The following is a 10,143-nucleotide window of genomic DNA, read 5'->3' on the forward strand; positions in this document are numbered from 1 at the left end:
GCGGGTTCGCTGACTCAATGGGTAAAGGACGTGCATGTTCATCGTCATCTTGAGCCCGATCCTCGGGCTCATGCACGTGTACGTCTGGAAACGGCTGATCAAGGACACGACTCGGTCCCGACGCATCCGGTGGGTCCTCACGAGCGTGCTCACCGCCCTCGCGGCGCTGCTGATCGCGGCGTTGACCCTGCCGCGCGTCGTCGGGGTGAGCTCGTCGGGGTGGTTCGCCTGGCCGGGCTACCGATGGTTTGCCCTGGTCGCATATCTCTTCTCCCGGGAAGGCTCGTTCTTCGTCGCCGGCAATCAGGAGTACTTCGGCGGCGATCCGAACTCGTGGCTACGTAAGCTCGAGAGGCTCGGCGTACAGCCGCTGCGCAACGAGAACACCGTGATTCGACGCGGCACCGCGGCGTTCGACCTCGCCGGGGTGAACGACGTCGCCCGCGCTTCGAGGTCAGATCCACCCGACTTCGACCGCGCCCTGTCTGGACGTGACTCGTCGCGGCCGACGGTTCTGCTCGCTCACCAACCGGTGCAGGTGGCTCAGGCCGCCGCACGCGGCGTGGACCTGCAGTTGTCCGGGCACACCACGGAGGCCAGATGTGGCCCTTCCACTACGCCGTCCGCGCGGTCCAACCGTCGCTCGCCGGACTATCCGCAGTGGACGATACGCAGCTCTACGTTTCGCGAGGTGCAGGTTTCTGGGGTCCGCCGGTGCGGATCGGCGCGCCGCCGGACATCAGCGTGATCTCCCTCGAGCCTCGAACGTAAGTGGGGGCCTGGCATTGCGCCGTTGAGGCAGAATCAGTGTGGTGACGACACCGCCGCAGGGTCCTCAGCGACCGGGTGAGCGCGGCGAACCAATCCGCCCTGACGCTCCAACACGGCGGCTTCCGCGCCCGGAACCTCCGACGCAGCAGTTCCGATCGCGGCAACGTCCGAACGAGAGCGATGCGGTACCCACCGAGCGGCTCCGCCGTCCAAGCGACGCCGTCCCCACCGAGCGGATTCAGCTGCCGCCCCGACCCGTCGGTCCACCGCTCCCGCTCGGTCCGCTTGCGCGCACGGGTCAGGACCCCCAACAGCCGGCGGCGGCGAAGCGTCGTTCGTGGTGGCGGGACCCGTTGTCGCTTTCCCTCATCGCGATCATCGTCGTGGCACTCGTCGTCGGCGGGCTCGCCGGAGCGGAACTGTACGCACGGCACCGCGTGGACGGCATCCTGGTCGAGGTCGCCGAGTGCGTCGTCAAGGATGGAGCAACGGTGTCGTTCGGCGTCAATCCGCCCTTCCTCTGGCAGCACGTCACCGGCCAATACACGAACATCTCGGTGGCGACCGACGGCAACCAGGTGCAGGACGCCAAGGGCATGAAGGCCGACGTGTCCGTTTCGGATGTTCGGTTGCAAGGCTCGTCGGACTCGAAGGGGACCATCGGTTCTCTCAACGCCACGTTGACGTGGACTGCCGCAGGCATCAAGGACACCGTCGCTGCCAACCTTCCCGGAGTGGGCAGCCTGGTCACCGGGGTGACGACCGACGCAGCGGCGGGCACGCTCAACCTGGAGGCCGGAAGCATCACCGTCACGGCGAAACCGGTGGTGACCGATGGCGACCTCGCCCTGCAGGTCGTCGATGTCGCCGGCCCGCTGGCGAAGGACACCGTGCAGACAGCACTCGATGAGCTCACCGCGAAGCTGAATGCGCAGTACCCGCTCGGCATTCACGCCGACAGCGTGGAGGTGACCGCCACGGGAGTCGTCGGGAAGTTCTCGACGCAGAACGCCTCGATTCCGCGAGACGACGCCAACGCCTGCTTCGCGCGACTGTGATGCACTACGCCTGGGAAACACCGTCCGACGGCGTATACCGCTGCCGTCTACCGTTCCTCGACATCACAGTAGGTCTTATCCGGGGAAGCCGGGGCCACCTGTTGATCGATTGCGGCACAACGCTTCTCGAAGCGTCGGCCATCGCCGAGGACGTGAAGGCTCTCGCTGGGGAGTCGTCACCCACCTCGTGATGACCCATGATCACTTCGATCACATCCTCGGACCGGCGGGGTTCGGAGATGCCGAGCACTATGGCGCCCCCTCAGTTGGCGAGGCGTTGACCAACAGGCTGGCGGAGGTTCGCACACACGCCATCGGCTTCGGGGCCGACCCAGCCGAACTGGATAGGGCGATCGCCGCGGTGAGGACGCCGGACCATCTGCTCGTGCGAGGCGACCTCAACCTGGGTGACCGGGTGGTCCACGTCCAGCATCCGGGGCGCGGCCACACCGACCACGACCTGATCGTCGTCGTCCCGCCGATGAAGCCGATGGAGCGCACCGTGGTGTTCTGCGGGGACCTCGTCGAGGAGTTGGCCGACCCAGCCATCAACGACGACTCCGACGTGCTCGCATGGCCCCGAGCACTGGACGGGGTGCTGGAGTTCGGTGGCCCCGACGCGGTGTACGTGCCGGGCCACGGCGCCATGGTCGATGCTGGGTTCGTGCGCCGACAGTGCGACTGGCTGGCCAGACACCCGGGTGCGACCGGCAGTTCATGATGGATGGCGTGGAGTCGACCCGCGTGGATCGCTGGATGTGGGCGGTCCGGCTGACGAAGACCCGGCCAGACGCCGCCGCGGCGTGCCGGGGCGGACACGTGCGAATCAACGATCGGCCGGCCAAGCCGTCGACGACGGTGTCGCCCGGTGACGAGGTACGGGCACGGGTGGGGGAGACGACGCGGATCGTCGAGGTGGTGAGGGTCATCCAGAAGCGAGTGGGCGCAGCCGATGCCGTCACGTGCTTCCTCGATCGAACGCCCGCGCCGCCTCCGACGGTCTCCATCCCGGTGGCGTTCCGCGATCGGGGCGCCGGGCGACCGACGAAGCGGGACCGTCGTGCGCTGGACAAATGGCGTGCGAGCCAAGGCTGAGCAGATCTCAGAAACGATGTCGGGTCACGCAAAGTCGATGTGTGGGACGATGACCGTGCGCCATCAGAGAGGACACCCGGGTTTCATGACTGAAGGACGACGCGTCACAGCCGTCGACGCCGCGAAGATCGTGTTCGCAGGCGTGATCATCACCGGCGGTGCACTCGCCATGGCCGGTCAGGCCGCAGCCGATCCGGAGGCGCCCTACACGCCGGTACCAGGGGCTCCCGACGCGCCGCCAGCTCCCGGCCAGCAAGTCGTAGCGGGGGGAGACGTCCCGATGGCCGCACCCGCGCCACCGCCCAATGGCGCGCCAATGGTGCCGGAGATCGCCAACCCGCAATACGGGTCGGGCTCCGGGCCGCTGGGTTTCATCCGGGATGCTTGGCATCAAGCCAAGGACCCGTACGGCATCGGCGATTCGCCCGATGGAATGCTGGCCGGGGCCCCGCCGCCGCCCGGTGCCGGCCCGCCGCCACCGCTGCCGCCCGGATTCGTGTCGTTGAACTACCCCGAGTCCAATACCGCCGCGACGCAAGCGGCCCCCAACACCGGTGGACCGGCCCTGCCGCCCGGGTACTACCCGCTCAACGGCCCGCCGCCGCCCGGATACGTCGCACCGCCGCCGGTGCCCGTAGATCCGGCAGCGCCGCCTATCGTGCCCGCCCCTCCGGGGTAGTAGCCCAGCGGCGCCAGGCCGATGCCAGCCGGCAACACACGGAACTTCGCCGCTCAGGTCGGCGGCCCACACCAAGGGCTTCGTCCGGGACTCGGGGTGGTCTTGCGCCAACCCGATCTGTGTCCACGACAACTGCTGCGCCGCCTCGGCGACCTTGAGGAAGCCGTTCTCGGCGAACTCATCGGCGTGCATGGCGAGCGTTGCGCATCAACTCCTCGTGACACCAACGATTTTCCCGCATGACGGTTCAGCCAGTGGTCTTGCGATGCTTGCACCCCGGCCAGCAGCATGGTCGGCGTTGGCCTTCCTCGAGCTCCTCCCGAGTCCGACGTATGCGGCGCTCCCTGGTCTTCTCCTGCTTGGCGTCCTCGACCCAACAGATGAACTCGTTGCGCGCCAAGGGCGTGATGTCCTTCCAGGCATCGAGCGCCGTGTCGTTGGCGATCAGCGCCGTGCGCAGGTCAGCGGGCAGCGCGTGAACAACACCGCCGGGGACTCGCTGGCCACTCATGGGGGACAGGTTAACCCCGGATGCCTTATTGGGATCGGTAGTACGCCGACGGTTGTGTACTTCCCGTAACGACGCCGGTAGAGGCGACGAATGAACCACAAAAGGGGAGTTGATCATGACCATCACTCACAACCGCAAGAGGATCATCGCCGGCGCCCTGGCATCGGCGGGCATCGCCATGGTCGGCATGGGATTGACCGCAGGAGCCGCCCAGGCCCTTCCCGGCGGTCCCATGCCGCTAGGTTCCTGGCCGGGATGTCCGGAAGACAGCCCGTCCGGCCCGTGCCAGTGGTGCCCAGGAGACCCGCCGGTGCAGACCGGAAACCTCCGGGTCAACCCCGTGGTCTGGGATGCGAACATCTGCCACACCTACTTCTACGTCTACCACGGGCAGGGCAACGTCGCCCAGAACATCTGGGAAGGAACCAGTCCGCCCGCACCGCCGCCACCTCCGCCCAACTTCACCCCGCCGCTTCCTCCTGGATGGTGCTGGTCGCTCTTCATCCCGACACCCTGCCCTTAACGAACGATATTGCCGCGGAACGCAACTGACACTGGTTACCTCCCGTGGAGAGTCGGCCCAGCGTGTCGCCGTAGGTGGCGGCCAGCAGGGTGACGACAATCGCGCGAAATGGGCACTTGCCAGACCCGAGTGCGCTATCGCGCGGCGACGCTCATGAGTTCTTTTGCGGCCCCTCGCCGCCCGACGAAGGAATCGCCCCACTGCAATCGAAGCCGGTAACCGTAGTGTCGGCGCGCGCGATACCGACCGGTGCTGACCCACGTACCGACTTCGTCCTCGGTCCGTTGTTCACCTCCTTGGGGGCTTCATGAGCACGGACGTCCACGCGTTTGTCGCTCACACCGAGCCGCCCGCGGCCGCAGGGGACTTCCATCGTCCCTACGAACTCATGCGCAACGAACTCCTCGAATCCGCCGTAAGCCGACCCTGAGCGGGCAGCCGTGATGCAATCGGCGACCGACTAACCCGAGACGCCGAGGATCTTGATCGCGAAGATGAGCGAATCACCCTTCTGAATGCCCGCGCTGGGCTGACCGTCGGGATATCCGTCGGCAGGGGCCATTGCTACCGCGACGGTCGACCCGACATTCTGTCCCGCAATCGCCTTCTGGAAGCCCGGCACCACTCCGTCGAGCGGGAATTCCGCCGGCTCACCCCGTTCGTAGCTGCTGTCGAACACGTTCCCGTCGCGTCCATTGACGCCCATGTAGCAGACGGAAACCGTCGCCGTGTCCGCAACGACCGGCCCGTTGCCGGCTTGCAAGGTGTGGACCTGGGTCTCGGCGACGCTGAACGGTCCGTCCACCTTGACCTCCGGCGCCAGTGCATCCGTCGATCCGGTCACCGCGACGCTGCCAGTGGTCCCGGGCAGCGTCCACTCGGGTGTGCCACCGTTGCCCGGCAGTGCCGTCGGGCAAGACGCCGTCTCAGCGGCGGGGGACGGGCTCGGTTCAGCGACGGCGGACGAGCTGCTCGCAGCGACTGAGGACGAGCCCGGTTCGGCGTCCGCGTCGGAGCCGCACGCGGCGAGCATCATGACGAGCGGCGCAGCACATGCCACGAACGCGAAGGGGGCGGACGTGCGAGATGAGTTCACGGTGGCCACGCTACAGCCGCAACGAAGCCCGTCCACGGGGCCACCCGTTCTCTGCGAATTGCTCGCAACCCGTCATCACCCTGACCGGGCAATCACGCTCCAGATCAGGCTGGCCGACCGCATCACGTCGGGAGCCGAGGGCGGACACCCTTGGCAGGGCATCGGACTTCGGGAGACCGGCGACCGTCGCTCACCGCAGATTCAGCCTGACTCCAGCATCGTCGAAGACATCCCGTACCGAATCGAAAAACGTGCCCTGCCCTCGCTGCACGTCCTGCAGATAGCGCCGCGACAGATCGCTGTGTTGCCACTCGAACCCATAGGGCTGATTCTCTGGGGTACCGAATCCACCGCGCAAGCTATCGGCTAGCGCATCGAGATTCTGTCCAAAGTATCCGCCGGGGCCGTTGACCGAGCGGCCGACCTCTCGATAGAAGTCCTTGACCGACTTGATCTTTCGGCCGTCGATTCGGAATATCCGAGGCACGCCCGAGTCTGGCTTCGGCGTCATGATTGCCTTCCCTCGTCAGTGACCAGACAGAAGGAGTCGTAGTGATCGTCGGTGTAGAAGTACTGGCGCGGATTAGTCACCGGCGCTCCACCGGTGATGACGTGCCTCGTCGACCGATTCCGAACACCCGGGGTGATCACGGTGTACTCGTGGCAACAACCCCCGGCCTGGTCGGGTAGATGCCCCTCGCGGTTGCCAAAGACCACACCGTCGTTGCGCGGAAAGGGGAATGGACCATTCGAATGGATCACCCGTACGGTTTCGGCCACCTCGGGCGGCAAGGTCTCCAGTGGGCACGTCGGCACACCGACCGCCGTTGTTGCCGGGTCGGAGGACTTCGTCGTTGCCGGATTCGATGAATGCGTCCGCACCCCCATCCGGCGGCGATGACGATTAGTGCGCAGAGTGCGACAAGCGCCAACCTTCGTCGACTCACCTGTGCTCCTCGCCGTCGGCCCACTGTCGACTCATCGTCACCCGTTGCCGCGTCGGTGTGATCTTCCCGGGTTTGTATTTGTATTTGTGATGCAGCAAGCCGCGGTACTGCAGGACCGCGGCGGACTGTCCGATCGCAATACAGTTGGCATCTCTGTACATTCGACGACCGCATTCGATCGGTCCCACTGGGGCGACAGGCCCGATCGAGCTGGACCTAGTCGCAGCGCGTACTGCGATGCGACGCTAAGAGGTCAGCATCGCAAGCTATTTGCCCACGTTGCCGCAGATGATGGGCTGGAAGTAGAGGGTGGGCTGCCCATTTTGTTGAATCTGGCTCATCGACCCGAGGTGGACGTTGACGTACCATCCCGATGCCGGTGGCGCCTGATCGACGTTCTGAATGACCGTCGTCGCCTCTGCCGTACCGCTTGGCGAAGCAACCAGATCATCAAGGGGATACTTGACCGCCCCTTGAGATTGGCACGAGCCGAGGTGCACGTGTACCGCGTGGGCTGTCCCGGCGGGAAGGCCACTGGCGGTTGTGGTGACGGAGAGTGTCTTCTTCGCGGGATCGTAGGTCAGCGTCGCCGAACCCTGCGGGTGCTGGCCGGGCTGCGGCAACGGCGCCATGGTCAGCGTCGTCGATGTCGCAGGAGTGATGTCGGCACAGGAGATGGGCGTGTACCCGAGCGAATCTGGGCTGCCCAACTGGTCGGACGGAGCTAGATGGATGTTCAGTAGCGTTCCGGGTGCTAAACCGGAGGGGGAGGGCTGCACGCTGGTAACGGTGGTGTCGATCGCGCCCGTGCTGTCGGCGACGACGTCGGGAAACGGCACCAAGACGTTGCCCTGAGCGGCACAGCTGCCCTGATGGATGTGCATCGCGTGACTGCTGCCCGGGGTAAAGCCAGACATCTGCAGCTTGGCGGTGACGTTCTTGGTTTGGGAGTCCCAGCTCAGCGCGACGGTGCCCGATGGCTGACCAGTGAGTGGCACGCTGATCGGCGAGCCCGCCACCACGCTCGAGGTGGCTGTCGTCGACGTCGATGCTTGTGACGTCGACGATTGGGTGGAATTGGAGCCGCAGCCGGCGACGGTCGCGGCGGCCACAGCCACCACCGCTACAACCCGTACGGACTTCGAGACGCTCGTAATGGATTTCAAGACTCTGCTCCCATGTTTCATGGCGACGGCAAGCTGCCGGACAATGTGCGCGTTGGCCGAGACTGCGACGAGAAGCTGTTATCCAGCTGGGGTTTTCATTGGGGATTCCTGTCCTTCGGTCATCAGTGCGGGTGGACTGGTGTGCTTCGCGTAGTGCTTGCGGTAGATGATCTTGTACAGCGGCACGAACCATGGGATGTCGCGTAGCCCGGGGATCCATGGCAGGAGTAGCTGCAGGAGCATGCCCACGATCACGATCAGGGTGCCGACCCAGAGGTCCGCGGCGGCAGAATTGGCGATTGCCGGGATGTGGCTGAAGGCCTCAGCACCAGGGCGGCACCTCGAAGGAGGCGTTCAGCCGACTTCGTGTGATCAGTCAGCACGAGCACGTCAAGTTGGTCGACGTCGCTCAAAAGGTCCTCGACGATGCTGTTCGACGGGCCAATGCGCGCCATTGTCAGTCATTTTGAGTATCTCCGAGCCGCGCCATCAGATACAACCAACCGAGTGAAGGGTCGACATGACACCGCACCTGGGCGACAAAGCACCCGACTTCACCGCCGCGACAACTCGGGGCCCCATCAACCTCTACGACTGGCTGGGCGACAGCTGGGGGTCCTGTTCAGCCATCCGGGAGACTTCACGCCTGTGTGCACTACCGAACTCGGAACCGGGTCGGAAGACTTCGTCGTCGCTGGATTCGATGACCGCATCGACACCAGCGCCCATCCGCCCGCGATGACCACGAGCGCGACGAGCGCGACGAGCGCGAACCCGCGTCGACTCACCGCGCCCCACACTGTCGACCGACCGGTCACTAGATCATCATCCCTTGGCGCGTTGGTGTGATCTTTTGAGGTTTGCAAAGTTTTGTACTGGTAAACCCGTGTACTCGATTCCCGCATATTCGCGCCGAGGCGACTTAACGTGTGAGCGCACTCAACAACGAAACTCGTCGGTTGATCTCGCAGGTTGACTCAGCCGTCGCTGGGGGGATGCAATGGTGCATGCAGCGGATCTCTCTGGAGGCTTCGGCCCGTGAACAACTCGAACTTGCCGCGACCCATGGTGGTCGTGCCGCCGATACGGTGGTGGGTGGCCACGAGCGGGTGTTGCGCCAGACGGTGATCGCGTTGATCCAGGGTTCGGAGTTGGGAGACCACGAAAACCCCGGCGAGGCAACGGTCTACGTCCTGCGTGGTCGGGTGCGGCTGGTCTCCGGGGCGAACTCGTGGGAGGCCCGGACCGGAGATCTCATCGAGGTTCCCGACGCTCGACACAGTTTGGTCGCGGAAGAGGATTCCGCGGTGCTGCTGACCGTCGCCAAACTGCCCTAGCGCAACTCTTTCCTGGTAATTACCTCTGGCGCAAGCCATTTGATCTGACGGGACGCTGGAGTTGGCTAGATGCTTTGGCGGTAGCCGAAGAATTCGTGGTCCTGGTTGTAGCCGCCATAGCCACCGCCGACGTCGGCGAAGTCGGCGACGAACTCGATACCCGCAATCCATTTGACCTGTTTGAACCCGAGCTGGGTCTCGTTGCGCAACCGCAGCGGCGCGCCGTGACCGAACGACAGCGGTGCATCGTTCATGTCATAGGCAAGCATGCTCAGGTGATGGCTCATCTGATCGATGGGGTGCGCGTCGTAGTAGATCCCGTCATCAGGTCCGTCGCTGAGCGCGTAGAACACCACCCACTGGGCGTCCGGTAGCGGGGTGACCAGGTCGAGGATCGTCTGCATCGACACCCCACCCCATTTCGCGATGCCCGACCAGCCTTGGATGCAGAAGTGCTGGGTGATCTGCTCGTGGTCCTGCAAGGCCCGCAGCTCTGCCAAGTTGAGGTCGAGGGGGTGTTCCACCAGGCCGGTGACCTTGAGGCGGTAGTCGAGGAAATCGCCGGCGAGCAGCGCGGTGTATTCCGGTGAGTCGGGGTACTGCCCGTTGTGCCAGAAGTACGGGGAGATGTCGGACTCGGTGTACTCACCGGGTTTGGCATCGAGGTGTTCGAACAGCCGCTGCAGGGGGCCGATCAGCGCGTACCCGACCCGCTGCACCACCCGGGGATGGGCCAACGTGAACGGGGTGGCGGCCACCCAGCCCGCAGCGGCAACGGCCATGGCGGCGGTGAACATGCCGAATCCCACCCAGTCGCCGGCGTCGCGGCCGGCGAAGATGTGGTTGAGGTTGCGCAGAACACCGGTGGTGAACACCAGGGTCAGGTGGATGACGATGAACCCCAGGAACCACACCAGGACCAGGAAGTGCAGCGAGCGGGCGGTCTGGATGCTGAGTACC

The 10,143-nt window shown here is 65.1% G+C and carries 12 protein-coding genes and 3 pseudogenes; 8 read left to right on the forward strand and 7 right to left on the reverse strand.

The genetic code is table 11. The features are described 5' to 3' along the window. The first annotated feature begins 34 nt into the window (after positions 1–34). The 5 genes and pseudogenes from VET27_RS05635 (at position 35) to VET27_RS05655 (ending at position 3,603) form a co-directional block, all read left to right on the forward strand. Positions 35–771: pseudogene (locus VET27_RS05635) on the forward strand (metallophosphoesterase). Between the two features lie 353 nt (positions 772–1,124). Next, positions 1,125–1,829: an LmeA family phospholipid-binding protein gene (locus VET27_RS05640; protein ID WP_526515967.1), complete on the forward strand. Its 705-nt coding sequence runs from the start codon at positions 1,125–1,127 to the stop codon at positions 1,827–1,829. Further along, a pseudogene (locus tag VET27_RS05645) lies at positions 1,829–2,550 on the forward strand (MBL fold metallo-hydrolase). The gene VET27_RS05640 and the pseudogene VET27_RS05645 overlap by 1 nt, the downstream one beginning before the upstream one ends. After that, positions 2,547–2,924, forward strand: coding sequence for an Hsp15 family ribosome-associated heat shock protein (hslR, locus tag VET27_RS05650; RefSeq protein WP_526515969.1), 378 nt, complete (start codon positions 2,547–2,549; stop codon positions 2,922–2,924). The pseudogene VET27_RS05645 and the gene hslR overlap by 4 nt, the downstream one beginning before the upstream one ends. Positions 2,925–3,009: 85 nt before the next feature. After that, complete coding sequence (locus VET27_RS05655; protein ID WP_526515971.1) at positions 3,010–3,603, forward strand: hypothetical protein; 594 nt, start codon at positions 3,010–3,012, stop codon at positions 3,601–3,603. Positions 3,604–3,850: 247 nt separating this feature from the next. Here the strand turns inward: VET27_RS05655 and VET27_RS05660 are convergent, their stop codons facing one another. Next, positions 3,851–4,114: a YdeI/OmpD-associated family protein gene (locus tag VET27_RS05660; RefSeq protein ID WP_526515973.1), complete on the reverse strand. Its 264-nt coding sequence runs from the start codon at positions 4,112–4,114 to the stop codon at positions 3,851–3,853. 115 nt (positions 4,115–4,229) lie between these two features. Here VET27_RS05660 and VET27_RS05665 point away from each other — a divergent pair, with 115 nt between their 5' ends. After that, complete coding sequence (locus VET27_RS05665; RefSeq protein WP_526515975.1) at positions 4,230–4,637, forward strand: hypothetical protein; 408 nt, start codon at positions 4,230–4,232, stop codon at positions 4,635–4,637. A gap of 460 nt (positions 4,638–5,097) precedes the next feature. On the opposite strand, the gene VET27_RS05670 is transcribed toward VET27_RS05665, so the two are convergent. From VET27_RS05670 to VET27_RS05690, 5 genes are all read right to left on the reverse strand, one after another. Then, positions 5,098–5,733, reverse strand: a complete 636-nt coding sequence (locus tag VET27_RS05670; protein ID WP_526515977.1) for an FKBP-type peptidyl-prolyl cis-trans isomerase — start codon at positions 5,731–5,733, stop codon at positions 5,098–5,100. Between the two features lie 190 nt (positions 5,734–5,923). Next, positions 5,924–6,244, reverse strand: coding sequence for a barstar family protein (locus VET27_RS05675; RefSeq protein WP_526515979.1), 321 nt, complete (start codon positions 6,242–6,244; stop codon positions 5,924–5,926). Then, on the reverse strand, positions 6,241–6,621 hold the full coding sequence (locus VET27_RS05680; RefSeq protein WP_526515981.1) for a guanyl-specific ribonuclease: 381 nt from the start codon (positions 6,619–6,621) through the stop codon (positions 6,241–6,243). Before VET27_RS05680 ends, VET27_RS05675 begins: the two co-directional genes overlap by 4 nt. A 325-nt stretch (positions 6,622–6,946) precedes the next feature. Then, the gene (locus VET27_RS05685) at positions 6,947–7,792 is read right to left on the reverse strand and encodes a CHRD domain-containing protein (protein ID WP_526515983.1); all 846 of its coding nucleotides are present in this window, start codon (positions 7,790–7,792) and stop codon (positions 6,947–6,949) included. 132 nt (positions 7,793–7,924) lie between these two features. Then, positions 7,925–8,095 (reverse strand): hypothetical protein, encoded by a 171-nt coding sequence (locus VET27_RS05690; protein ID WP_526515985.1) that lies wholly within the window; start codon positions 8,093–8,095, stop codon positions 7,925–7,927. Positions 8,096–8,184: 89 nt separating this feature from the next. On the opposite strand from VET27_RS05690, the pseudogene VET27_RS05695 reads away from it, so the two are divergent. Continuing rightward, positions 8,185–8,316, forward strand: a pseudogene (locus VET27_RS05695) (hypothetical protein); the annotation flags it as partial. Positions 8,317–8,853: 537 nt separating this feature from the next. Next, a complete protein-coding gene (locus VET27_RS05700; protein WP_526515987.1) occupies positions 8,854–9,183 on the forward strand; it encodes a cupin domain-containing protein in 330 nt (109 codons plus the stop codon). A gap of 65 nt (positions 9,184–9,248) precedes the next feature. Here the strand turns inward: VET27_RS05700 and VET27_RS05705 are convergent. Then, positions 9,249–10,143, reverse strand: an 895-nt coding sequence (locus VET27_RS05705) for a molybdopterin-dependent oxidoreductase (protein WP_526515989.1), incomplete at its 5' end; no start/stop codon positions are given.

Origin of the sequence: Mycobacterium sp. (assembly GCF_035633495.1) — a bacterium.
Classification (GTDB): Bacteria; Actinomycetota; Actinomycetes; order Mycobacteriales; family Mycobacteriaceae; genus Mycobacterium.

Coding starts and splice junctions, on each gene's coding strand:
- hslR (WP_526515969.1), top strand. CDS start 2,547: ATGATGGATGGCGTGGAGTCGACCCGCGTGGATCGCTGGATGTGGGCG.
- VET27_RS05655 (WP_526515971.1), top strand. CDS start 3,010: ATGACTGAAGGACGACGCGTCACAGCCGTCGACGCCGCGAAGATCGTG.
- VET27_RS05660 (WP_526515973.1), bottom strand. CDS start 4,114: ATGAGTGGCCAGCGAGTCCCCGGCGGTGTTGTTCACGCGCTGCCCGCT.
- VET27_RS05665 (WP_526515975.1), top strand. CDS start 4,230: ATGACCATCACTCACAACCGCAAGAGGATCATCGCCGGCGCCCTGGCA.
- VET27_RS05675 (WP_526515979.1), bottom strand. CDS start 6,244: ATGACGCCGAAGCCAGACTCGGGCGTGCCTCGGATATTCCGAATCGAC.
- VET27_RS05680 (WP_526515981.1), bottom strand. CDS start 6,621: ATGGGGGTGCGGACGCATTCATCGAATCCGGCAACGACGAAGTCCTCC.
- VET27_RS05700 (WP_526515987.1), top strand. CDS start 8,854: ATGCAGCGGATCTCTCTGGAGGCTTCGGCCCGTGAACAACTCGAACTT.